The organism is Bacteroides congonensis (assembly GCF_900130125.1).
Taxonomy (GTDB): Bacteria; Bacteroidota; Bacteroidia; order Bacteroidales; family Bacteroidaceae; genus Bacteroides; species Bacteroides congonensis.
The window spans coordinates 684,476-708,973 of record NZ_FQXY01000009.1; the positions used below are offsets into that span (position 1 = coordinate 684,476).

General features: G+C 46.0%; 14 protein-coding genes and 6 tRNA genes. 3 read left to right on the forward strand and 17 right to left on the reverse strand.

The features are described 5' to 3' along the window. Positions 1 to 69: 69 nt before the first annotated feature. Positions 70 to 2,079: a glycoside hydrolase family 97 protein gene (locus BQ7997_RS09485; protein WP_073345745.1), complete on the reverse strand. Its 2,010-nt coding sequence runs from the start codon at positions 2,077 to 2,079 to the stop codon at positions 70 to 72. 116 nt (positions 2,080 to 2,195) lie between these two features. Here BQ7997_RS09485 and BQ7997_RS09490 point away from each other — a divergent pair, with 116 nt between their 5' ends. After that, positions 2,196 to 2,870 (forward strand): response regulator transcription factor, encoded by a 675-nt coding sequence (locus tag BQ7997_RS09490; RefSeq protein ID WP_044654072.1) that lies wholly within the window; start codon positions 2,196 to 2,198, stop codon positions 2,868 to 2,870. Between the two features lie 23 nt (positions 2,871 to 2,893). After that, complete coding sequence (locus BQ7997_RS09495; protein WP_073345747.1) at positions 2,894 to 4,225, forward strand: sensor histidine kinase; 1,332 nt, start codon at positions 2,894 to 2,896, stop codon at positions 4,223 to 4,225. Positions 4,226 to 4,321: 96 nt separating this feature from the next. On the opposite strand, the gene BQ7997_RS09500 is transcribed toward BQ7997_RS09495, so the two are convergent. From BQ7997_RS09500 to nspC, 12 genes are all read right to left on the reverse strand, one after another. Then, the gene (locus BQ7997_RS09500; protein ID WP_073345750.1) at positions 4,322 to 7,447 is read right to left on the reverse strand and encodes an efflux RND transporter permease subunit; all 3,126 of its coding nucleotides are present in this window, start codon (positions 7,445 to 7,447) and stop codon (positions 4,322 to 4,324) included. Between the two features lie 17 nt (positions 7,448 to 7,464). Next, a complete protein-coding gene (locus BQ7997_RS09505; protein WP_073345752.1) occupies positions 7,465 to 8,559 on the reverse strand; it encodes an efflux RND transporter periplasmic adaptor subunit in 1,095 nt (364 codons plus the stop codon). 22 nt (positions 8,560 to 8,581) lie between these two features. Then, positions 8,582 to 9,847 (reverse strand): TolC family protein, encoded by a 1,266-nt coding sequence (locus tag BQ7997_RS09510; protein WP_073345754.1) that lies wholly within the window; start codon positions 9,845 to 9,847, stop codon positions 8,582 to 8,584. A gap of 224 nt (positions 9,848 to 10,071) precedes the next feature. Next, the gene (gene nagA / locus BQ7997_RS09515; RefSeq protein ID WP_073345756.1) at positions 10,072 to 11,244 is read right to left on the reverse strand and encodes an N-acetylglucosamine-6-phosphate deacetylase; all 1,173 of its coding nucleotides are present in this window, start codon (positions 11,242 to 11,244) and stop codon (positions 10,072 to 10,074) included. 20 nt (positions 11,245 to 11,264) lie between these two features. Continuing rightward, positions 11,265 to 12,431 (reverse strand): N-acetylglucosamine-6-phosphate deacetylase, encoded by a 1,167-nt coding sequence (nagA, locus tag BQ7997_RS09520; protein ID WP_073345759.1) that lies wholly within the window; start codon positions 12,429 to 12,431, stop codon positions 11,265 to 11,267. A 199-nt stretch (positions 12,432 to 12,630) separates the two neighbouring features. After that, positions 12,631 to 12,706, reverse strand: a tRNA-Gly gene (locus tag BQ7997_RS09525). Between the two features lie 34 nt (positions 12,707 to 12,740). Then, positions 12,741 to 12,825: transfer RNA gene (locus BQ7997_RS09530), tRNA-Leu, on the reverse strand. A gap of 32 nt (positions 12,826 to 12,857) precedes the next feature. Beyond that, positions 12,858 to 12,930, reverse strand: a tRNA-Gly gene (locus tag BQ7997_RS09535). 21 nt (positions 12,931 to 12,951) lie between these two features. Further along, positions 12,952 to 13,035, reverse strand: a tRNA-Leu gene (locus tag BQ7997_RS09540). A 25-nt stretch (positions 13,036 to 13,060) separates the two neighbouring features. Beyond that, positions 13,061 to 13,142 (reverse strand) — tRNA-Leu (locus BQ7997_RS09545). 34 nt (positions 13,143 to 13,176) lie between these two features. Further along, positions 13,177 to 13,249 (reverse strand) — tRNA-Gly (locus BQ7997_RS09550). 118 nt (positions 13,250 to 13,367) lie between these two features. Beyond that, positions 13,368 to 14,507 (reverse strand): carboxynorspermidine decarboxylase, encoded by a 1,140-nt coding sequence (gene nspC, locus BQ7997_RS09555; protein ID WP_073345762.1) that lies wholly within the window; start codon positions 14,505 to 14,507, stop codon positions 13,368 to 13,370. A gap of 176 nt (positions 14,508 to 14,683) precedes the next feature. Between nspC and BQ7997_RS09560 the strand changes: the two genes are divergently transcribed. After that, complete coding sequence (locus tag BQ7997_RS09560) at positions 14,684 to 15,241, forward strand: NAD(P)H-dependent oxidoreductase (protein WP_022138521.1); 558 nt, start codon at positions 14,684 to 14,686, stop codon at positions 15,239 to 15,241. A 47-nt stretch (positions 15,242 to 15,288) separates the two neighbouring features. On the opposite strand, the gene BQ7997_RS09565 is transcribed toward BQ7997_RS09560, so the two are convergent. The 4 genes from BQ7997_RS09565 to BQ7997_RS09580 form a co-directional block, all read right to left on the reverse strand. Continuing rightward, the gene (locus BQ7997_RS09565; RefSeq protein WP_073345764.1) at positions 15,289 to 18,567 is read right to left on the reverse strand and encodes an efflux RND transporter permease subunit; all 3,279 of its coding nucleotides are present in this window, start codon (positions 18,565 to 18,567) and stop codon (positions 15,289 to 15,291) included. 170 nt (positions 18,568 to 18,737) lie between these two features. After that, the gene (locus BQ7997_RS09570) at positions 18,738 to 20,243 is read right to left on the reverse strand and encodes a TolC family protein (protein WP_022138523.1); all 1,506 of its coding nucleotides are present in this window, start codon (positions 20,241 to 20,243) and stop codon (positions 18,738 to 18,740) included. Between the two features lie 34 nt (positions 20,244 to 20,277). Then, positions 20,278 to 23,373 carry an efflux RND transporter permease subunit gene (locus tag BQ7997_RS09575; protein ID WP_073345767.1) on the reverse strand — a complete coding sequence of 1,032 codons (3,096 nt, stop codon included), beginning with the start codon at positions 23,371 to 23,373 and terminating at the stop codon, positions 20,278 to 20,280. A 22-nt stretch (positions 23,374 to 23,395) separates the two neighbouring features. Beyond that, the gene (locus tag BQ7997_RS09580; protein WP_073345769.1) at positions 23,396 to 24,487 is read right to left on the reverse strand and encodes an efflux RND transporter periplasmic adaptor subunit; all 1,092 of its coding nucleotides are present in this window, start codon (positions 24,485 to 24,487) and stop codon (positions 23,396 to 23,398) included. Between the last annotated feature and the right edge of the window lie 11 nt (positions 24,488 to 24,498).

Genomic DNA, 24,498 nt, shown 5'->3' on the forward strand with positions numbered 1-24,498 from the left:
AAGCGCAGCCTTTATGTTCTTTTGTTCTTATGTCTAAATAAAATACCCATTTATAATACCAATTTTGAATTAAAGCGGCATGAACGAAACAGCCTGTCCACCGCCGGCAGCCATCCGCACAGTCAATGTATTTTCGGAAGTCACCGTCTGCTCTGTTATCTGATAATCCGTAGGATTTGTTTTCCAGTCCGCTTTTTCTCCATCGGCATAGATGATAGCTTTATACTGTTTTCCCGGTTCCAGGAAATCCAGCTTTATCTCCAGTGTACGCGGCTTCTCGTCGGTAGCTGCTCCTAAGAAATAATTGTCTTTTGCTTTACGCACGATTGCTACAAACTCTCCCGGCTCTCCTGCCAATGCTTTCGATTCGTCACAATCCGGATTAAAATCACGGAAGAACTGGAAAGCAGGATGTCCCTCGTAATGTTCTATCATATCAGAAGCCATTTGCAGAGGAGAATACAGAATTACCCAGTTAGCGAGCTGTTTTGCCAAAGTTGTATTCACACGGCTGTTTCCTTTATCCTGGTCGTTCCATTTCTGACGACGGGGAGAATCTTTAGTCTGTAAGAACAGAATGTCAAAAGTTCCCGGAGTGTAATCCATCGGGCCGGACAACAGACGGGTAAACGGCAGCATCACATGATGGGAAGGCGGGTTGCCTTCGCTCCATGCATTCCATTCCATCCCTCTGGCACCCTCGCGAGTCATCATATTAGGCCATGTACGGCGGATTCCGGTATCCTTAATCGGTTCATGCGCATCAAGTGTCATTTTGTGGCGGGCAGCCGTTTCCACCACTTTCTGATAGTGGTTGACTCCATACTGTCCGTGATGTGAAAGTCCGTCTGGGAAAGCTCCTGCATAACCGGTTTTCAGAATCGTAATGCCATGGTCGGTGTACCATTGCATTGCATGATCCATCTGACGCTCATAGTTAGGGATATTTCCACCTGTCTCATGGTGGCCGATGATTTCAATGCCTTTCTCTTTGGCATAACGGACTATCTCGTCAATATCAAAATCGGCATAAGGCTTCGTAAAGTCAAAGTTCTGCATACCGCCCCAACTTTCCCAGCCTTCGTTCCAACCTTCAAACAAGACGCCTTCTATATTATTGGCGGCTGCGAAGTCGATATATTTTTTAGCATTGACCGTAGTGGCTCCGTGACGTTCGTCCATCTTCCAGGTTTCTACGCCGAGATGCATTCCCCACCAGACTCCGACATACTTCAACGGGCGAATCCAGTCGGTAGTTTCCAGTACACAAGGGTCATTCAGATTCAGAATCAATGAAGAATTGATAAGTCCGACAGCTTCGGGAGCAATCTGAATGGTGCGCCAGGAAGTGGTAAAGTGGTTGCCTTTGCGCACCTTGATGCCATCGGGCCATGGGGTAAGCTCCGCTTTCAATGTATAGTTACCTGCCTGCTTCAAGGTCATTTCGGAGAAGTCATACAAAGCTGCTTCATGGATGCTTCCATACACGCCGTCCGCCGTTTTGAAAGTAAAGGGAGTATTGGCTGTTTCCACCTCGGAGACAGGTTGTTGCTTATATAGTAATTCATAAGTTTCCGCACTGGCAGGAATCGACCATGAAGTACCGTCCTGGCGGAACCGGAAAGTGGTCAGTTCATCCGTTATCATCAATGAATCTACTGTGGGGACGTTGTATTCATAGCGGAACCCTACTCCATCATCGAACACACGGAAACGGAGCGTCAGTTCCACCTGATTCCCGTTAGTCAGGTTGACTACCATTTCATTGTAATGGTTGCGGTTGGTTTTATTCTCGCCCCAGGGTTGTGTCCAAGTCTCGTCCTTGCTGGTAAAAGTTGTATTCTTTATTTGGAATCCTTCTCCCAAGACAACGCCGTTGCCTTCCGTGAATCCCATTGCCGAATTTTCAATTAATAAGGAATCACCTACCGAAACATTATAAAGTGGTCTGCCGTTTTCATCTACTGTAAAAGACATTTTAATATGACCGTCCGGTGATTTGACTTCTGTTTTCAGACTGCTACACGCATAACATCCCAGCATACACAGAAAAGCTCCGACTAAATAATTTATTTTCATAGCATATCTCTTGTTTATATATAGTACAATTCAGAAACAAGAAACACTTAAATGTAAGGCGATTTTCTTTCTCCAAATGCAAAGAAAAAGTATCTTTGCACGTAAACAGTACGATTATGGCAAAGATACTATTGGTGGAAGATGAAATAAATATCGCCTCTTTTATTGAACGGGGACTGAAAGAATTCGGACATACGGTAAGCGTTTGTCACGATGGCAATACCGGTTGGAAAATCCTTCAGGAAGAACCTTTCGACCTTTTAATACTGGATATTATCATGCCGAAAATAAATGGTTTGGAACTTTGCCATCTCTATCGCCAGATGTTCGGTTACCAGACTCCCGTTATCATGCTGACGGCCTTGGGCACAACTGAGGATATTGTCAAGGGACTGGACGCGGGAGCGGATGATTACCTTGTCAAGCCATTCAGTTTCCAGGAACTGGAAGCACGCATCAAGGCATTGCTGCGCCGCGGCAAGGAAGTTGCCGCCAACCAACTGACTTGTGATAATCTGATATTGGATTGCAACACCCGGAAGGCAAAAAGAGGGGATATAGACATCGAGCTCACGGTCAAGGAATACCGCCTGCTCGAATATTTCATGACTCATCAGGGGGTAGCCCTCTCACGCATCACCCTGCTCAAAGATGTATGGGACAAGAACTTCGACACGAATACCAATATCGTGGATGTTTACGTCAATTATCTCCGTGTAAAGATAGACCGTGACTTCGATAAGAAACTGATTCACACGGTAGTAGGATTAGGATATATAATGAATGCTTAAACACATCACCAACCGCCACGGGTATGAAAGTAGGTTCTAAAATAGCTCTTTTCTATACATTAGCCAGTGTGCTGACTACTGTTATTATCATTACTGTATTCTATATCTTCAGCACGCAGTATATCAACAGGCTCTATGCTTCCTACCTTCGTGAAAAAGCCTACCTGACCGCGCAGAAACATTGGGAGAAAGACGAAGTGGACGAACAGAGTTATCAGATTATCCAACGCAAATATGACGAACTTCTGCCCGAAGCCCATGAGATTCTCTTGAATATGGACAGCCTTTCCGAAGTACGCGATACACTGGATAAATATCTCACCCAACAGCAACAGGCACTTCTTATAACAGGCGAAGACAGCATCCCTTTCTCCTTCAAATATAAAGACCAACTGGGTGCAGCCCTCTATTATCCCGACAATGAAGGCAATTTCATCGTTCTCGTCATGTCCCGCAATGCTTACGGAACGGAGATTCAGGAACATCTGCTGCTGCTTTCCATCTTCCTGGTATTATTCAGTTCCATCCTAATCTACTTTATAGGGAAAATCTATTCGGGACGCATCCTTGTTCCCCTTCAGCATATATTGAAGGAACTGAAAAGAATACGCGCCAACAGCCTCAACCGGCGACTAAAACAAACCGGAAACAATGACGAACTGGAAGAAATCATAGTCACCCTGAACCATATGCTCGACCGCCTGGACAGTGCTTTCAAAGCAGAGAAATCCTTTGTCAGCCATGCGTCACACGAGCTGAACAACCCGATAACCGCCATTCAGGGAGAATGTGAAATCAGCCTGCTCAAAGAAAGAAGCACCGGAGAATATGTGGAAGCCCTGCAACGTATTTCATCGGAAAGCAAACGGCTGTCCAACCTAATACGCCATCTCCTTTTTCTCTCCCGACAGGATGAAGAACTGCTGAAAACCAACATCGAAGAAATCTCCCTTCAGGATATGCTGACCGATTTAACGGCTGACAATGACAGAATCCGGCTTCATACCCGGGAATCGGGCGCACCGGCTACTATACAAGCAAACTCCTACCTGCTAAAAATAGCCTTGAAGAACATCATAGACAATGCATGCAAATATTCTGAAAAGGAAGTAGACATTATCCTTTCCCGGATAAACCGACAAGTCGTGATTGAAATAGAAGACCGGGGAATCGGTATCCCGCAGGAAGAAATAGAGCATATCTTCCAGTCTTTTTACCGGGGCAGCAATACCCACGACTATGCAGGACAGGGAATCGGCCTTAGCCTGACAATGAAAATTATATCTGCCTACAACGGCAAACTGGAAATATCTTCCGAAATAGAAAAAGGGACAAAAGTACGGGTGATTTTTTAATTCACCCCCTTTTTTATCCCTTTCTCACTTCTACCTACTGAAAACATACAATTTAATCTATGAGAGTTTTTTTCATAGAATAGATAATGAAATTATTTATATACGTCTTTGCAATAACTTACCGTTTTTATCATACAGCATCCGTTCATATACCACTTCCACAATAAGAGGGAAAATAAACAAGGCAAAGAAAGTGGCTCCTATCAATCCGCCAATGATAACAATCGCCAGCGGACGCTGGGATTCCGAACCGATGCCGTGGCTCATGGCGGCAGGCATCAAACCGATAGCCGCCATCGCCGCCGTCATTATCACGGGACGGATACGCGAGCGGACTCCTTCTTTCGTCGCTTCCTGCAACGGAGCCCCCAGCTTCAGGTTCGCTTTTATATCGGATATCATAATCACCCCATTCTGAATACAGATACCGAACAGGGCTATGAAGCCGATACCTGCCGAAATAGAGAAATTGAAACGGGTTATCAGAAGTGCCGCAATCCCCCCGACAGCCGCAAACGGGACATTCAGCAATACCAGTCCGGCATCCCTCGCATTAGAGAAAAGGACAAACAGAATGATAAAGATAATAGCGATACTGACAGGCACCACCTGCGCCAACCGCTTCGTTGCCCGTTGCTGATTCTCAAAGTCGCCCGTCCATTTCAAAGAATATCCCGCAGGTAAATGTACAGACGCATTCACCTTTTTCTGCGCTTCCGCAACTGCCGTACCCATGTCCCGTCCCCGCACGGAGAACTTAACCGCACAGAAACGTGCATGGTTATCACGGAAAATCAATAACGGGCCTGTAATGGTCGTGATATCCGCCAGTTCCTTGACAGGCACCATCGTTCCATCCATTGCCGGAACCAGTATCTTGCCTATCTCCTCTTCATTCTGACGGAACTGTTCGCTATATCTCACCATGATATTGAATTTCCGTTCATCTTCATAGAGCAGTGAAGCTGATTTACCGCCAATAGCCATTTCGATAATCGACTGCACATCTTCCTTGGCTACTCCGTAGCGTGCCAACTGCCGTTCATTTAATTCGATACGAAGTTCCGGCTGACCGATATTCCGGATTACTCCCAAGTCTTCAATCCCCTGCACCGTACTGAGAATCTTCTCAATCTGAACCGCATACTTTTCCGACTCATATAAATCCTTGCCGAAGACTTTCACGGCAATAGAACCCTTCACGCCCGAAGCCGCTTCTTCCACGTTATCGGTAATCGGCTGCGAGAAGTTAAAGTCAATGCCGGGATAGATAGACAAATCATCCTGCATCTTGTCAATCAACTGCAACTTGGTCAACTTGCTGTCCCATTCCTTTTCGGGGTAAATATCGACATGAAATTCTATATTATAGAATCCGGTAGCATCCGTACCGTCATTCGGTCGTCCGGTCTGCGACAATACTTGCCGCACTTCGGGGAATGTCAATAACTTCCTTCTCATTTTATTGGCAAGCGTCACTGATTCATCCAATGAGATACTTTGCGGCAAAGTGGCGCGGATATAGATAGAACCCTCATTCAACTGCGGAAGGAACTCCGTACCCAGGAAAGAGAAAAGCCATAGGCCGACACCCGCTATCACCGTAGCCAGTCCGATAGTGAGCTTTCTATGCGCATAGAAAGTATCAAAGAGAGCCGAGCATTTGGTATTGATAAAATGGACAAAACGGTTATTCTTTTCACGGACATTTTTCTTCAACAGCATGGAAGACATGACCGGCACTAAGGTAAGCGTAAATATCAGTGCCCCCAAGAGTGCAAAACCCAGCGTATATGCCAAGGGTGAGAACATCTTTCCTTCCACTTTCTGGAAAGAGAAAATAGGAATCAGTGCCGTGATAATAATCAATTTGGAGAAGAATACCGCTTTCGCCTTGTCCTTTGCCGTATTACGGATCAGTCCCATTTTGGACATGACGTTGAAAGCAGGCATTCCCACTTGCCTTGCCTTCTTGTCCAGGGCGACAAATACCCCTTCTACCATCACCACCGCCCCGTCAATAATGATACCGAAGTCGATAGCTCCCATAGAAAGCAGATTGGCGGACATTCCCATTGCACGTAAACAGATGAATGCGAACAACAGCGCCAATGGGATGACAACAGCAACAATCACAGTAGTCCGCCAGTCTGCCATGAAAATTAAAACAATAAAGGTAACCAACAATATTCCTTCAATCAGGTTATGCGTCACCGTCCTGACAGCCAGGTTCACCAAGTCCTCACGGTCATAGAACGAGACTATTTGCACATCTTTCGGAAGCACATTCTGATTCAAATCTTCTATCTTGTCTTTCAGGTTGGCGATTACCTCGCCCGGGTTCTCCCCTTTCCGCATCACCACGATACCTTGAACTACATCGTCCTCATCCATTCGCCCTACCTGTCCGAGACGGGGCAGGCATGATTCGTGTACTTCGGCAAGGTTCTTTACCAGAATCGGAGTACCATTGATATTCTTCACTACGATATTCCGCAGTTCGTCCAGGTCGTTAATCAGACCGATGCCACGAACCACATAGGCTTGTGAGCTTTTCGTAATCACGTCTCCCCCTACATTGATATTACTCTTGGCTATCGCGTCATAGAGTTCGAGGGAAGTAATGCCGTAATTAATCAACTGGTGAGGATTCACACTCACCTCAAAAGTTTTCACTTCACCACCGAAGCTCACAATATCCGCCACACCGGACACCGAACGGAGATTACGCTCGATTACCCAATCCTGAATGGTCTTCAAATCCCGCACACTGCGCTTGTCGCTACGTAGCGTATAGCGGAAAATCTCTCCGGTAGGGCCATACAAAGGCTGTACTTCCGGTGTCACCCCATCGGGCAAATCGGCATCATTCAACAAATTATATACCTGCTGACGGGCTGTAAAATCATCCACACGGTCTTCGAACATCACATTGATAACGGAAAGTCCGAAAAGCGTAGTCGAGCGGATATCCGTTTTCTTCTGAACCGGATTCATGGCTATCTCGATAGGAATCGTGATAAATTTCTCCACTTCTTCCGCGCTGCGTCCCGCCCATTGCGTGATAATCGTCACCTTCGTATTTGTTACATCCGGAAAAGCGTCTATCGGAGTGTGCTTGAAAGAGACAGCTCCGGCTATAATGGCAATCGCCGTACAAAAGAAGATAAAGAACTTGTTCTTCAGCGAGAAAGCCACTATATTATCTATGAATTTATGCATAAGTCTATTCTCTGTTTTTAATCCGTATTCAAAGCATTATACACTAACAATACATTATTATTCAACACCCTGTCTCCTTCGGAAAGTCCGGATCGGATATAACATTCCTTGCTCAACTGCTTATATACATCCACCTCTTTCACTTGCAGCCGTTGATCCGGTTTCACAACCACCACATAATTCCTGCCCCCTTCAAATACCAGCGCATGAGAATCAATGCGGGGCATCGAGGTTCCGTCCGCCCGGCATTTTACGCTTACGTTCGTAAACATTCCCGGCTTCAGCAGATAATCCTCATTTTTGAGTTTGATACGGACATTCATCGTCTTGCTTTCATTGTTCAGCAGATGATATACCTTGTCAATCGTTCCGGCAAATGTTTTATCGGGATAGGCCAGTGTAGAGATACGCACCGAAGCCCCTTCGGACACTTTGCTGATGTCGCTTTCATATACATCCGCCATCACCCATACATCGGAAAGTCCCGAAATCGTAAACAGTCCTTCACTTTGGTCGGGGCGCAACTGCATATCCCTGCTGATTTGCTTCTCTACAATAAAGCCCGATACAGGTGATTTCAACTGATAGTAGGCATTTCCGGAGAAGTTATAAATAGAGAAGATTTCCTTTATCCTTCTCTCTTCCGCTTCGGCGCTTGCTAATTCCTGTTTCGCCTGAAGTATATCCTTATCCGAAGCCATGCCGGACGAATACATATCTTGTGTAGCATCCATATTTCTGCGGGCCAGCAATAATTGCTGCTCCGCGTCTTTCAGTTGCTTTTCATACTCTGCCACTTCCCCACTACGGATGACTGCCAACACATCTCCCTTACGGACGAAATCCCCGATTTCAGCTTTCAATTCCGTCACCGTACCGCCAAACATCGGATATACATGTGCCACTTGATTCTCGTTAAATGTCACCCGTCCGTTCAGTGTCAGTTCGTCTATCACTTCCTGAACATGAACCGTATCGACAGATACGACTTTCAGCAAGCTGTCCGTCAGACATAAGGCAGCCGGGGCAACATTCGGTTGTTCGCCTTTGCCGGAGCATGCTCCCAATAAAGTAGTAAGCAATATGCAAGGAAGGAATTTATTCCAGTTCATAGTCTTTGATAATTTATAGATATTAGTAGTTCAATATATTCTGTCCGACAGTTGTATTCAGGTTTTCGATGGCGAGAAACACATCTTTCTTTATCTCATGCAACTGAATACAGGTTTCCTTATAACTGTCATAGTAATCAATAAACTCCAGCAAACTGATATTGCGTTTACTGAAGTTCTCATTCACACCTGTTATCAGTTTCTCAAAGTTGCGTTCCAAGTCCATGTTGGTAGATTGATAAAGCTGCACTGCCTTTTCCAGTGAAGCATAAGCGGTATAAAGCTCCATATCCGCACGGTTGGCAGCATCTTCCTGCTGCACTCCCGCTTGCTGAATGCTGAAACGGGCAGCCTTTATATTTCCCTGGTTACGGTTGAAGATAGGTACGGACAGGCTTACTCCTACCGCAAAATAATCCCTAATAAAGTTTCCGATACGGTCATAACTACCTTTCACCGAAAATTCAGGAAAAGCCATCGACTTCTGCAATTTCAAATTGGCACGGGAAGCGCTTGCCATGCTTCGCGCAATTTTCAAGTCCGGACGCTCATTAATCATCGCTTTCAAATCGGCGAATGACAGTCGGGACAAATCAAGCTGCTTCAATACTTCCTCATCCAATGATAACGGAATATGGGTATCTCCCGGAAGATTGAGCAACCTGTTGAACTCACCTCTTAGAGTCAGCAACTCATTCTCCCGTTCATTCTTCTCTTTCTTTAAAGAGAACAGCATGGACTCCAGGCGGGAGATTTCCATCAACGAAATATTTCCTTTTTCTTGTTGCACCTTCATCCCGGCAAGTAAATTTTGCAGGGAGTTGACTTCCTTCTCATAAATAGAGATGGATTTGGAAAGGAAATAAACCTGTACGAACTTCTCATTCAGTTCCCGGCGAAGGGTACGCATCACTTCTTCAAACTGATATCCGGCTATTTCCTTGTTGATTTTTTCCAGCTTCACTTGCTTGTTCCGCTGACCGGCAAGGCGAATCACCTGCTCAATCTCCACGACCGCTTCACCCTCATGCCCAAAATCGAAGTACTTTCCGTTTAATCGGTTGTAGACATTCTGTTCCAGTGAAATCACCGGATTCTCAAATAGTTTGGCTTGCAGAACCTGTGCTTGTGCCATGTCGATGTTATAACGTTCGGCTATCAGCGACAGGTTACGTTCCAGAAAACGTTGTTCCGCATCCTTTAGTGTCAGCGTGCCCGGAATCTGCTGGGCACATAATACTCCCCTTGTCAATAGAAGAAAAAAGGAAATTAGAAATACTCTGTTCATTGCGTTTAATCTTTGTTACCTTATCGTAGTTTTCGCGACAAAATTACAATTCTGCAATCGTAGAGAAGGAAAAAAGCCATTATAAGGCTCTCATTTCAGATTAGAATTCGATTAGAAAAAGGCTGTTTTCATCATACAGATACCATAAAAATAAGCCCCGATTCCGAAGCAGAGCATCTCTACATTCAGAATCAGGGCTGTCTTGTTTCGTATTATTTCAACCGTTATTTGTGCAACAGGATATCAGTTCCCGGAACAATCTTTCCCATCGACCACACACAACGCACATTCAGTTCCTTATCAAGAATCACAATATCGGCATCTTTTCCTTTAGCCAACGCCCCTTTCCGGTCGCTAACTCCAATCAGACGGGCGGGAGTCTCAGAAGCCATGCGTACAGCATCTTCCAAAGGTATATTCGCTTTCTTCACCATGGTACGCACCAGTATATCCATCGTAGCCAAACTACCTGCCAACGCAGAATGGTCTGCCATCTTACATACTCCGCCTTCAATAATATACTGAGGGTCAACCGGCACAGTACCGTCAGAAGCGGCATACGCCAAAGCATCCGTTACGAGACAAGTATTCTCCACACCTTTCAGTTTATATACCAGTTTCAGTATCGTAGCCGGCAAGTGAATACCGTCCGCAATCACTTCCACCGTCATTCCATCCGTCAGATATACACTTTCCACCGTACCTTCATATTTATACTCACGGCGTTTGTGGAAACCCGGCATCGCATTATAGAAATGCGCGGCATGGGTAAAGCCTACCGCATACGCAGCCTTAATTTCATCATACTCGGCTTCGGTATGTGTCACGGCGGTCATAATTCCTTTCGAACGGGTGTACTTCGCGAAATCATGCGCACCGTGCAATTCGGGACTGATGTCCCAACGCTTGATGCAGGAAGTATGCTCCAACAAAGGAATATATTCATTCTCATCCGGTGTTTTGAGGAAACCGTCATACTGCGTACCTGCCATCTTCGGATTCAGGTAAGGCCCTTCGATGTGCAGACCGAGAATCGGAGAATCTTTCTCCTGCATCAAACTCTCGCAAACATCGACTGCCTGATAAAGTCTTTCGAAAGAAGTGGATGATAAAGTAGGGAACATACTGGTGGCACCATGCTTCAAATGGGCGGTAGTCGCCGTGCGGAAAGCCTCTTCCGTAGCTTCGGTAAAATCGTGTCCGCCACCACCGTGAGCATGCATACTCACAAATCCCGGTACGATTGTCATCCCGCGGGCATCAATGATCGTTGCACCGATAACCGCCAGGTCACTGTTCGTCACCTCTAATATTTTTCCATCGCAAATCAATACGGAGCCATCTTTCAACCAGCCTTGCGGGGTAAGTATTCTTCCGTTTATTATCTGAGTTAACATAGTCTTCTTTTTTATAGGATTTAAAACAGTTTGTTGGTGCCTTCCACCAGTTGTCCCATCGCCCACACAGCCCTTACATTCAAGTCTCTGTCCAAAGCAATGATATCGGCATCCTTGCCACGCTCGAGCGTACCTTTACGATCCAGCACTCCCATGATGCGGGCAGGTGTTTCGGAAACCATCCTTATCACATCCGCCAATGGAATCTCCGCCTTCTGCACCATCGTGCGAATCAGGCGATCCATTGTCGCCACGCTTCCTGCCAGGGCGGAACGGTCTGCGAGTTTGCAAACCCCGTCCTCGATAATTACACGCGGGTCAAAAGCCGTCTGACTGTCACTGGCCGCGCAAGCCAGCGCATCCGTTATCAGACAAGTACGCTCCACTCCTTTTATTTTGTAGACAAGACGCAGAATCGTCGGGGGCACATGAATACCGTCCGCCACTACTTCCACGGTCATATCGTCAATCAGATAAATGCTTTCTACCGTGCCCTCATATTTGTATTCCTTCCGTTTGTGGAATCCCGGCATGGCGTTATAGAAATGGGTGGCATGAGTATAGCCCGCTTCATAAGCCGTCAGTATATCCTCAAATTCAGCCTGTGTATGTCCTACCGAAGCCAATATGCCTTTTGTCGTGATATACTTACCGAACTGCATGGCTCCCGGAAGTTCCGGTGCGGCATCCCAACGCTTGATACAATGCGTCTCTTCCAGTAACGGGATATATTCTTCGGGATCGGGATTCTTGATATTTTCGGGAATCTGTCCGCCCGCCATTTCCATGTTGAAATAATGTCCTTCGAGGTGAAGTCCGAGTACCGGGCTATCCGGTTCCGCCATCATTTTCTCGGTAGTCTCCGCGGCTGCGCGGATCATAGGAATGGTTGAAGAAGAAAGTGTGGGGAAAATACTGGTAGTGCCGTGCTGCATATGAGCTTTGATAGCTGTTCGGAAAGCCTCTTCCGTACCTTCCATAAAATCCCTTCCGCCGCCACCATGAACGTGGATTTCCACTCCGCCGGGGACAATGTACATTCCTTTGGCATCAATCAGTTTGGCTCCGATAATGGCAAGGTCGCAGTTGGTCACTTCCAGAATTTTATTGTCGCGGATAAGCACTGACCCATCCTTGAGCCAGCCTTGCGGGGTCAGGATGCGTGCATTAATGATTTGTGTTAACATATCATCTGTTATTAAATTAATTATAGGTCTGCGTGAATCAATGACGCTCTTTTTGGGGGGAGTACATTGATTTTTTTCATCTGCAAAATTACGCTTTTCTATTCAATCTATTGATAAAATCGTCCGGTAAACTTACAATAAGGTACAAAAAAAAGAGGTTGCCAATCACATCGACTGACAACCTCTTATGTTATATATATGGAGCGGAAAACGAGACTCGAACTCGCGACCCTAACCTTGGCAAGGTTATGCTCTACCAACTGAGCTATTTCCGCAAACTAAATTTCGTCATTCAGAAAACTGAAAGATTGGTGCCCAGAACAGGACTCGAACCTGCATGCCTCTCGACACACGCACCTGAAACGTGCGCGTCTACCAATTCCGCCACCTGGGCAAAACTTAGTTCCATCATTTCAAAGAAACAAGAGCGGAAAACGAGACTCGAACTCGCGACCCTAACCTTGGCAAGGTTATGCTCTACCAACTGAGCTATTTCCGCAAATAAACTTTCAACGAACCGTGAAGAGAAGGAGACTCGAACTCCCACGACATAACTGTCACTACCCCCTCAAAGTAGCGCGTCTACCAATTCCGCCACCTCTCCGTAATTCCAAAAGTTTCAATCTCTGTGCCCAGAACAGGACTCGAACCTGCATGCCTCTCGACACACGCACCTGAAACGTGCGCGTCTACCAATTCCGCCACCTGGGCAAAGATTATTGTTCCAACATTTCAAAGAAACATGAGCGGAAAACGAGACTCGAACTCGCGACCCTAACCTTGGCAAGGTTATGCTCTACCAACTGAGCTATTTCCGCATTTTTTCGTTTGCGGTTGCAAAGGTAGGGATTTTCCGTAAACCTGCAAACATTCTGCATACTTTTTTTAAAGAAATCTGCACACTTTGCCCCCGCCGCAAAACAATCTTTTTGATTATCAACTCATTCGGTCACGATAATCTTCGTAAGAAAATTGCTTGTATATTTCTGCTTTTCCCTCTTTTGTCCATAAAGCGATGGCCGGATGATGGATTCCGTTAAACATGTTTGTCTTTACCATCGTATAGTGAATCATATCTTCAAACACTATCCGCTCTCTGATTTGCAGTTCATGGTCGAAACTCCACAGTCCCATATAGTCGCCGCTCAAACAGGAATTTCCGCCAAGACGGTAAATGTATTTGCCTTCATTTCCCATTTCCGCGCCACGGACTGCCGGCTGATAGGGCATCTCCAGGCAATCGGGCATATGGCAGGTAAAGCTGACGTTCAGGATGGCTGTCTTGATTCCACGGCTTTCCACAATGTCCACCACCTCGGAAGTCAGGACACCCGTCTGCCAAGTAAAAGCCGATCCGGGTTCCAGGATAATCTGCAAGTGCGGATAGCGTGATTTTAATCCTTGCAATAGTTTTATCAGATGTTCCGTATCATAGTCTTTGCGGGTCATCAGATGTCCGCCGCCCAGGTTCAGCCACTTTATCTGCGGAAACCAACGGGCAAACTTCTCTTCCAGATGTTCCAATGTACGCTCCAGTTCATAAGAGGAAGATTCGCAATGGCAATGGCAATGAAAACCTTCAATCCCTTGCGGCAGCGTCTCCGGCAACAAATCAGCCGTTATCCCGAAACGGGTACCGGGCGCACACGGATTATAAAGTTCCGTTTCCACTTCCGAATATTCGGGATTCACACGGATACCACAGGAGATACCGCTTCCTTCGGCTACCGTCATCGGATAGAAACGGGCAAACTGCGCCATCGAGTTGAATGTGATATGGCTGCTGCATCGCATGATTTCGGGGAAATCCTGTTCTGTATAGGCAGGAGAATAGGTATGCGCCTTGCTACCGAATTCTTCCAATGCCAGGCGGGCTTCATATACCGAACTGGCTGTTGAATGGTTGATGTATTCACGAAAGATAGGGAAAGAGCGCCACATGGCAAATGACTTGAAAGCCAGGATTATCTCCACTCCCGCCCTGTCGGCTACGTTTTTTATCAAACTCAGGTTCTTTCTTAAAAGTTCTTCTTCCATGATATAGCAAGGAGAAGGAAACCGGGTAAAATCTATCATATACAATATTATTATCTAAAGTAACGTCTTACGAACGTGGATGCAAAAATACAAATTCAAAAGCAAAGAGTGATTGTTTTATTTTTAATTAAGATATTGGTTTTCGAGAACTTTTTCTTATTTTTAGACCTTAATAGTATATAAGTAATTGTATCATCATAAATACCTGATTGAATATGAATAAAGATTTAAGAAAAGTCGTGATTCTGCTGGCACATCCCAACATGAAAGAATCACAAGCAAACAAGGCATTAATCGACGCCGTGAGTGACATTGAAGGAGTGGCGGTTTTCAACCTCTATGAACTGTCCGAGGAAATCGCTTTCAATGTGGACGAATGGAGTAAGATCATCTCCGACGCTTCGGCTGTCATCTACCAGTTTCCCTTCTATTGGATGGCTGCGCCGTCATTACTAAAAAAATGGCAGGACGAAGTCTTTACTTACTTATCCAAGACTCCGGCTGTTGCAGGCAAACCATTGATGGTGGTAACAACTACCGGCTCCGAATATGACGCTTATCGTAGCGGCGGGCGAAACCGCTTCACAATCGATGAGCTTCTACGCCCGTATCAGGGTAGCGCGATTCACTCGGGTATGGCATGGCAGACACCCATTGTCGTTTACGGAATGGGAACCGCAGATGCAGGAAAGAATATTGCCGAAGGAGCGAATTTGTACAAGCAGAGAGTGGAAATGCTTATCAGCAGCAGTAACGCGGGAAATAACTGGTAAAACCAAAAGCGTAGCTTTAGACCGGATAAAGCTATGCTTTAGCATCCTTAAAGCATAGCTTTAGAGGACACAAAGCAATGCTTCTTCTTCAGCGTCAGCACCGGCAAAAAGATAAATACTCCGACGACAGACATTATCAGTCCGCCGATAGTGCCTGCCGCCAACGGAAACCAGAACCCTTCTTTTTCCGCTCCTACCATGAAAGGGATAAAGCCTAAAATAGTAGAAGTTACTGTCAGGAAGATAGGTATTATCTTTGTGTTCCAAGCTTTCACATAAGCCCGGAGCGGTGAAAGACGCGGGAAACGTTTACGGATAGAATTATATTCATTCAGAATATAAATACTCGCATTTACCGTAATACCGCAAAGCAGGACAAAGGAAGCAAAACCGCCCTGGTCGAAGTTCAGTTTGAACCAGTAGAACGTCAGGAACACGCCGATATAAGATACCGGAATCACAAAGATAATCGCTAACGGCTGTTTCAGCGAATTAAAAAGAATACTTGTAATAAAGAAAATAATAGCGATTACAATCAGGAGCAAACGATATTGCTTATTATCCTTTCCGCCCCACGACCAGTTGTTATCTTCCGATTTTGCGGTATATCCCATCGGAAGAAGCTCGTTAAACTCTTCCAAATCTTTCTTCAGCAGTTTATGCCCCTGTTCCGAAGAACCAATATACTCGTATTGCAGGCACAAGCGATATTGCTGATTTTCTTTTGCCACTTCCTGCGGCATCTGCCCTTTCTCAACGACGGCCAGTTCCGACATCTTATATTCCTTACCGCCTGACTGGAAAGGATAGTACTGCATAGCCCATACATCCCGTTCTTCCGATTGCCGGGAAGAAAGCTTTATCTTTTCCGTTCCTTCTTCCGTCAATACCGAACCGATTTCCATATTTCGCCCATATATCGGACGGATAGCGGAAAACAACCCTCCGGCTCCAATTCCTTCTTCAGCCATCCGCCGTTTGTTCAGGTCGAAGTAGAATTCCATATAATCATCTTTCCACCACGAGAAATCAGAACCTATCGTCACTTCCCTAATCCGTCGGTGAGACAATAGCTTCTCCTTCAAATTCTCCGCCCACGCATAAAGCTCATCATAATTGTACCCGTACATCTTCACCCGGAAAGAACCCGCGTTCTCACGCACACTATTACTGAATCCCTGATCCTGCAATCCGTAGATACTCCAGTCTCCACCTCCCAATTGAAGAGCCTTACTTATCATATTCGCTTTCAATGTATAGGGAAATCCGCTTCTCTGATGCTCTTTAGTAAAATAGATATGGATAGATGCCCTGCGGGCACTCTCCACGGATGCTTGAAACTGCTTGATTTCCTTAAATCCACTCAGATAAGTTTCCATCCGTTTTATCAGTGTATTCATCTGCTCAAGCGTGCTCCCATTCGGTAAATTCGCGTTGGCGTGAAGCACTACTTCTTCATTCCGTGAGAAATAACTCCCCTCATACACCTTTTGTATAAACAGTCGCAGGCTTCCACCCAACGCCTTATCCACAACCGGTTTCACCTTTTCTTTATAGGTAGAAGTACCCAGCGTTTTATTATAAATTTCCGCCCACTTATCTTCTCCCTTCATCTTTTCCGGCAACAAGAATACAGGCAATCCGAATCCTAATAATAACAGTATGCACACCGCCACCCTCCAACGGCAAAGAATCCGTATCAGCCACCTATAAAAGCGGCTGAAGTAAACCGGAAAACGACGCATTTTCGAGCGTACCCACACAAAGAAACGTACGTTCCCTATCCGCTGTCCCAATTTCGGTTTCAGCTTCAGCTTCAACTTTGGTTTTGAAGGAGAAATTCTTTTCCGTCGCTTCAATCCGATTTTATCAATCAGGGAAGGAACAAAAAACAGGGCAACCAATAAAGAAACTCCCAAATTGATAATCACCACGGCAGCAAAGTCCTGCAAATTAAGCCGTATCTTCTCATCGAGGAAAAAGATGATAACCAATGCTCCCATCGTTGTCAATGTAGCCGCCAGCACGGACATAAACGCTTTCCGGTTGCCACGTCGCAGATAGTGGTCGCTCATCACTATCGTGTTATCAATCACAAGATTCAACGAGACAGTGATACCCGCCAAAGAGTACAACTGCATTTCTAACCCGAAGGCGTAATAAAGAATAACCGCTATCGCTATATTGACAGACAAGCTGACAACAATCAGAAACAGATATTTAGGACTGAACGTAATCAACAATACGAACAGAAGCAGGATAGCCACCGTGACTCCCGTACGCAGATAAATCTTACTCAACTCATCCTTGATGAACTCCGTAGCATCATAACTGGTATGAATCTCATATCCTGCCGGAAGCAATAGCTGAATGTCATCCATATATGCCTTCACTTCCTTGCTCAACGCCAATTGATTAGCCGTCTCTTCGGCAACTATCGACAGATAAATTGAGTTCAGCCCATTAATCCGGTAATAACTTTGCGGCTGTTGTTCCACCCGTGAAACCTTCACCAATTCATCCAGGCCAATCATTCTCCCGTCCTTCATCTTCACCTGTATCCGACTGGCATCAAACTCCCGGCTGTCATGTTCGGGAACCAACGCCAGGCGTATCCATTGCCTGCCCGAAGCCCCTTGTTCCGCATCATAAGTACCTAAAAATTCTTTCTGATAATGCAGCCCGACCGCCTGACGAATATCATCCGTACTTACTCCCAATGTCCGCAATTGCTCACTGTCATATTCCAACCGCCATTCCATCGGCGTAGCTCCGCTAAGATTTATCTTATAAATGCCCGGAAGCTGCGCCAAACGTGTCTTGATATGCTCCTCCGCATATTGCTGAATCAGAATGGGAGTGGCAGGCGCATTAATCGTAAACGACATGAAAGGGCCTTGGCTCTGTTGTTCCGGACTATGCATCTGTATATACGGATAACTCACCCCGTCCGGCAACTCCGGCCATGTCTGCCGGATAATCGTTGAAGCTTCAAAACGTGCGACCGACGCATCCGCATGTTTGTCCAGGCTTACATTAATTCTTCCCCACCCGTTCCCCGAAGTGGAAGAAATGCTCCGAATCCCTTTTATACGGGCAAGCATCGCTTCCAATTTGCTGGTAGCCGTCATCTCCACCACACGTGCCGAAGTCCCGGACATACTGAAGCCGACACTAAAGCCCGGCAATGTCCGCGACGGATTCAGCTTGACAGGCAACAACGGAACGAGCGCCAACCCGACCAGTGCCACACAAATAAATGCGACAATCAGTGTAAAAGCGGAAGCCTTTGAAGACTTCTTTATTTCAGAATCTAGATTTTGCATTATCGTTATTTATATAAATGGGAATTTGATTTAGACATAAGAACAAAAGAACATAAAGGCTGCGCTTGGAAAATTATTTCTGCCGGTCATTAAACTACTACTGTTTCATCTTTTGTTCTTATGTTCTTCTGTCTAAAAAGAAAATTATTATTCTGTCTGCAAATAAAATATCATTTAATCAACTTCCCTCCATTGAAATCAAACCTGTCAGAGAGTGAAAGATTCGCAGCGAAATCAAACAAAGTGAGACGGCGTATCTTGTAATAATTCAGCCAGTAGTTCTGCAAGGCGGAAATATAATTCCGTTGAGCCTGTTGCTGACGGTTAAGTGAAAGAGTCAGGCTGTTAATGTCCGCCTTGCCAATGATAAAACGCTGCTTTGTCTCATTATACGCAAGTACGGCCAAATCAAGCGCTTCTTCCGCACTTGCTATCAACTGCTGCTGGATATTGAAATCACTCACGGTCATAATCACTTCCTCCTCAATGCTTATCTCATCCTGCCGTGCAGAGATTTTCACCACATTCAGGTTGTTACGTGCCATATTATACTTTCCTTTCCGAACTCCCCAGTCCACTATGGGAATAGAGACGCTGACCGCCACTAAATCCTGCTGCATCGGTTTATGATATACATCACCGAAATTATCCGCCACCTGATTAAAGCCGATACTCGCGTTCACACTTGCGTTGAAGCGGGATTCTTTCTTTGTCCTGTCCACATTCCGTTCCGCTTCCAATACATTCTGCTTCAATTCCAGTAACTGGGGATTGTTGCTCCTTCCCCAACTCAAAGCCTCGTCCACCGGAATCTCTATCCTGTTCGGGCGGGAAGGAAGTTCCAGTTCTATTTGCGTATTCTTATCCAGGTTAAGGAAAGATGCCAAAGAGAACATCGCCCGCTTCAGGTCGCTTGCCTTGTTCTGCAATGTGTTTTGCGCATTCACGCGATCCAGTCTCAATGTCAACAGGTCAGCCTGTGAGATGGCGGCTATCCGGTGTCGTTGCTGCCCGATACGGTAAAGCGTATCCGTGGAAGCCAGGTTATCTTTTGCCAGTTTATATTCCGCCTGTGCCATAGCCAGGGAAAAGAAATAATTCGTGGCTGTCTCCGACACTTTCTCCACATTATAAAGAAACTCCTTCTTCACACGCTCATATTTCAACGGTTCTATCTTTCGTTCCCACTTGAAAGGATTGTACCCTACCAGACTCTGCGAATATCCGATTCGTATGGGAACACTGGTAAGTTGCGTCGCGCTGTTGTCACCGAAGTTGCGCATATAGGCAAGATTCGATTCCAGATAGAAAGTACCTCCGGTCAGATCGAGATTCTGTTTCACACTCAGTCCGCCATAGGCATAATAAGATTGCTGCGTACGGTATACATCCAGATTGGAACCCGAATCATAACGCTTCGTGATATCCCGGTTATATTGTGCCGGGGTAAGATCCAGTGTCAGGCTGGGCAAGCGGTTGGCACGGTACGTCCGATACTCCCAGTAACCGGATAGATACATATTCTGTGTGCGGAATGACTCCAACGAACTGTCATTGGCCAAAGCAATCGTCCGATTCAGGTCAAGTACCAAACGTTCCTGGGCATTTGCGGAAAAACAGATTCCGCACCCCAACGCCAAAGTAAAATAACACCTGACTAATAACTGATAATTCATAACTGACAATTTTATACGTGAAAAATAATCTGCGTCAATCCGCGTTAACCTGCGTTTGAGCCTTCTTATTCCTATAAATAAACCAATAAAACAACGGGATGATAAACAGGCTCACTGCCGTACCTATCGACATCGTTCCTATCATGGCAATGGATAACGGTTTTTGCAGTTCCGAACCCATATCCGAAGAGAACAAGAGCGGAACCATGGCGAAAATCGTAGTCAGCGAGGTCATGATAATGGGACGCAGGCGCCTGCGTCCGGCTTCATGGATGGCTTCCAACAAAGGGACGCCTGCCTTGCGCAGTTCATTGATTGCGTCCAGTTTCAGGATAGAGTCATTGATGACGATACCGCAGGTGACGATAAGCCCGATGGCTGACATCAGATTCAGCGTATGCCCGCAAATCCAAAGCAGCAACAGAGCAAAGGCCACGTCTATGGGAATTTCCGCCAGGACAAGCAAAGGCTGTAAAAAACTCTCGAACTGTGCCGCAAGGATAAAATACATCAGCAACAGGGAAATCAGAAGTATCACTACCAGTTCGTCCAGCATTTCCCGGTTCGAGAAGAAGCTGCCGGAAAATCCCGTGTCCCAGTCTCCCGTCTCCTCAGCTACCCGCTTCACGTCCTTTATCAGCTTGTCCGCGTCCCGTACCCCGTAAAAGTCGAAAGGCACAAATTCCCCGTTACGCCCGGAAGTGATGCTTTTCAAGTCCTCGGCAGGAGTCACCTTCACCAGTTCCCGAAGCGGGATAAATTCCACGTCCCCTTTACTATCCGGCTGTGTCTGTACCAATGTCTCCTGCAAAACCCTGTTCACCGTTTTCTCATTCCCCGCAATATTAATCGGAAGATACTGTTGGTAGGAATGCAGCATGGTCACGCTGTTTTCACGGAAAGCGGTTTTCAGGACGCGGTAAAGCTCATTATAAGAAACACGGTAAAGCAAGAGCTTTTCCTTGCTGATACTCAGGTTCAACTGGTTCTCAAAAGCGATGCCCGTAGGGTTGATTCCGGTTTCTTTCGCCAGTCCCTGCTCCACTTTGCGAATCGTTTCCGCGTCCGGTGCCTGCGCCCTGTTGCGGGCATAAAACTCAGTAACGACATCCGGGTCACCCGTTACGAAGAGTTTCTCAAACACCGTTTCCGGCGGAGCGAAAGAAACGACAGAGAGCGGATAGCGTTCTTTCAGTCTCCGGTATATCTCCTGTTCCAAGGGAGCAATTCCACCGGAAGTCTCCGTACGGAAATAAAGTTCCGCTTCGGACGATGAAAGCTCCCTTTCCCGGTTCAGGATAAAGTCCTGCCTGCCGATAGAAGCCGTCTGTTCCAGGGACTGACCATCCAGTTCCTTAAAAAGTCCGTCCACACGCTTCCTGTTTTCATCCACGTGGATATTCTCATTCCATTCTATGCGGACAATCAGTTCGTTTTCTTCTATATCGGGCATCCGCTGCTTGTCTATAAAGAAAAAGAAGAATATGCAGAGCGGGATGGAAACAATGCAGAATAGCACGCTGAACGTTTTATGAGAGAATACCCAGTCGACTCCAGTATCATAGAAACGATCCAGTGTATGGTCTTTTATCGGATTATTGAATTTAAAGGAGAGCCACTTCCATTTCCGGGTACGGATGCCTGTGCGGTAGACCAGCAGATAAAGGACGGGAAGAAGCATGATTCCCGTAAAATAAGACACCATCAGCCCTACCGTGACAGAGAAAGCCTGGTCGTAGAAAATAGCTCCGGCAATGCCGCTCATAAAAATCAAGGGGGCGAATACGGCGATGGTAGTCAGCGAAGAACTCAACATAGGAGTCACCACTTCACTTGTTCCTGTAATACAGGCACGCCGCAGGGAATATCCCCGCTCCCGATATTGAGAAATATTCTCGGTCACGATAATCGAACTGTCAATCATCATTCCCAAAGCCAGAATCAACCCTGCAAGGGAAATGATGTTCAGTGACATATGGCAAAGGTAGAAGAATACGAAACTGATGACGATGGAAACCACCATGCTCAGTCCGATCACCAACGGGGATTTCACATCACCCAGGAAGAGAACCGCCACCAGGCAGATAAACAGAAAACCTAAAGAAAGATTCTGTTGCAGGTTGGAAATAGTATAGTCCAGCAGTTCGGTCTGATTCCGGCTGATACTGAAATCAATGTCCGGATATACCCGCTGAAAATAATTCATAGTGCCTATCAGGGAGTTTTTCATCTTATCCATGTTCTCGTCCGCCTGCTTGATGACGGCCAGTGTCACCGCACGCTTGCCGTTCGACACGGATACGCCCTTTTCTTTCACGGGTACGATACTGACTTTGCAGAAATCCTTTAATTGTACGATGCGGTCGCCTTTGCGCAAATAGATATTTTCCACATCTTCCGCCGTGCGCAGCAGTGTGGAGAATTTTATATTATATTCATAGTATCCGTCACGCACCGTCATGCTGCCCGGTTCCACATTGTTGGATGACAGAGCCGATTCAATATCCTCGATGGTAAGTCCCATCATTGCCAACTTGTCCTCATCGGGTACAATCTGTACCTGGCGTTCAAGTATTCCGGTCACATCCACCATGGCGACTTCCGGCAGTTGTTCTATCCGGCGCTTGATGACCGATTCGGCAAACTCGCACAGATCCAGGAAAGACTGCTGCTGTGTGCTGTGATAGGCACTGTCATTCTTCAATGTCAGGTTCAGGTAAAATACGGGAATATCCGTAGCGCTTGCCTTTATCACTTTCGGGCGTTCCGTTTCTTTCGGAAGAAAATTCATTGCGGCGTCTATCTTCTCGTTCACCTCGATAAAGGCGAGGTCAGTATTCGTGCCATAGTCAAAAGACAAGCGGATAATGCCTGCCCCGTCCCTTGATTCACTATGAATGTCTTTCAATGTCGAAACCTGAATCAATTGTCCGCGCAAAGGTTTCACAATCGTGTTTTCCAGTTCGCGGGCGGAAGTATTGACGGCGGATACCTGAACGGTAATCTCCGGAATGGCGATATTCGGAAGCAAGGATATGGGTAAGGTGGAATAGGTCACCAACCCGATAATAAAACAGGCGGTGAAGGCCATCAATACGGCAATAGGACGCTGAATCAAAAATTTTATCATGCTTACTTGATTTTGGGACGGATTATCTTACATTTACTTCCGCTTCATGCGCCAAATTCAGGTTTCCGGTCACAATGACCGTATCTCCTTCGAGCAAGCCATCTTCAACACCTTTCCGAGATTTGTCAGAAACGATGTATTCCGTAGCATTCTCCAGTCCCGTATTTACATAGTTCCACATGGACTTGCCATCTTTCAATGTGAACACGACTTGCTTGCCGGAGCGCAGTACCACAGCCGTCTTGGGAATCACCAACTGTTCACCCAGATTTCTTCTGACGCTCACCCTTACGTTCATGCCGCTGAACAGCTTACCTTCCCCGTTTACGTCAGCCTTCACCTTTACCATCCCGTTCGCATCCACCAACGGATTGATTTCAGATACACTGCCTTCAAACGAACTTCCTCCGGCATAGGGAAGCACCATTACCTTATCCCCTTTCTTTATAAAAGCAAGTTCATTCTCCAATACGGTAAATTCGGCCTCCATACCTCTGGTATCAAGAATAGTACAAAATACTTCAGACGTATTAGCCGGATTAAAAGTCTTCGAAAAAAGATTAGCCACCACCCCGTCAAAAGGAGCGACCAGTGTGGCATGTTCCATTTCCCTTTTTGCCAACTCATACTGAGATTTCGACTGGTCATATCCGCTTTTCACCTTGGCAATCTTCATTATGTCCGCCGGAACGTTACTGAAATCATCAACAGAATACCCCTGTCCTATCAATATATCTTTCAGTTCCAGTTCGGCTTTCAACAAGGCATCCTCCGACTGGGACAGTTTCTGCTCCAAACGGAATTTGTCCAACTCCGCCAGTTTTTGCCCTTTATGCACACGATCGCCATTCTTCACATAAATATGGGCAATGACTTCACTTGTCTCAAAACGCAAATCAGCTTTGCCACGAGCATTCACCTTGCCATTGCTTACCAACTCGTGATTAAAATTCTGTCTTTTCAGGACTTGGATGGTTACCTCATTTTTTGCATCAGGAAGAACGGTGGTTACTCCTTGCTCCTGTTCATCGGCACTATTTTTCTTGTCAGAGCAAGAGGTGTTTACTCCTAATGTCAAACATAACAATAACCATATACAATCGTGTTTCTTCATATTTATTGGTT

Coding starts and splice junctions, on each gene's coding strand:
- BQ7997_RS09565 (WP_073345764.1), bottom strand. CDS start 18,567: ATGCAAAATCTAGATTCTGAAATAAAGAAGTCTTCAAAGGCTTCCGCT.
- BQ7997_RS09510 (WP_073345754.1), bottom strand. CDS start 9,847: ATGAACAGAGTATTTCTAATTTCCTTTTTTCTTCTATTGACAAGGGGA.
- BQ7997_RS09560 (WP_022138521.1), top strand. CDS start 14,684: ATGAATAAAGATTTAAGAAAAGTCGTGATTCTGCTGGCACATCCCAAC.
- nagA (WP_073345759.1), bottom strand. CDS start 12,431: ATGTTAACACAAATCATTAATGCACGCATCCTGACCCCGCAAGGCTGG.
- BQ7997_RS09490 (WP_044654072.1), top strand. CDS start 2,196: ATGGCAAAGATACTATTGGTGGAAGATGAAATAAATATCGCCTCTTTT.
- BQ7997_RS09485 (WP_073345745.1), bottom strand. CDS start 2,079: ATGAAAATAAATTATTTAGTCGGAGCTTTTCTGTGTATGCTGGGATGT.
- BQ7997_RS09575 (WP_073345767.1), bottom strand. CDS start 23,373: ATGATAAAATTTTTGATTCAGCGTCCTATTGCCGTATTGATGGCCTTC.
- BQ7997_RS09505 (WP_073345752.1), bottom strand. CDS start 8,559: ATGAACTGGAATAAATTCCTTCCTTGCATATTGCTTACTACTTTATTG.
- BQ7997_RS09580 (WP_073345769.1), bottom strand. CDS start 24,487: ATGAAGAAACACGATTGTATATGGTTATTGTTATGTTTGACATTAGGA.
- nagA (WP_073345756.1), bottom strand. CDS start 11,244: ATGTTAACTCAGATAATAAACGGAAGAATACTTACCCCGCAAGGCTGG.
- nspC (WP_073345762.1), bottom strand. CDS start 14,507: ATGATAGATTTTACCCGGTTTCCTTCTCCTTGCTATATCATGGAAGAA.
- BQ7997_RS09570 (WP_022138523.1), bottom strand. CDS start 20,243: ATGAATTATCAGTTATTAGTCAGGTGTTATTTTACTTTGGCGTTGGGG.
- BQ7997_RS09500 (WP_073345750.1), bottom strand. CDS start 7,447: ATGCATAAATTCATAGATAATATAGTGGCTTTCTCGCTGAAGAACAAG.
- BQ7997_RS09495 (WP_073345747.1), top strand. CDS start 2,894: ATGAAAGTAGGTTCTAAAATAGCTCTTTTCTATACATTAGCCAGTGTG.